Source organism: Flavobacterium sp. T50_26 (assembly GCF_057652995.1).
On the sequence record NZ_JBYFCC010000075.1, the window covers coordinates 1 to 260 of the forward strand.

1 pseudogene is annotated in these 260 nt (G+C 41.9%); it reads right to left on the bottom strand.

Annotated elements, in window-relative coordinates:
- Positions 1-260: pseudogene (locus AC23MC_RS16495) on the bottom strand (IS1182 family transposase); the annotation flags it as partial.

Here is a 260-nt window from a genome sequence, read left to right on the forward strand (position 1 = left end):
TCTTTTCTATCGCCTTGGGTGCTTCCTTTGGGCATGCCTTTATAGGCTTCTGTTTTCCAATCGTGGTGCTGGTCAACGAGCTTTTTACGTGTTTGGCTAACTTTGTATTCGCTGTTATCATTGAGCTCCTGAGCATAATAATCAACATCGTCTAACACTTCTTTTTCTACTAAGCTATCCATGGAAGCATTGGCTTTGATAAAAGCACTATCAACCGCTTGGCGTTTACCTCGAACCATTCCTTTTTCTACACAAAGCGA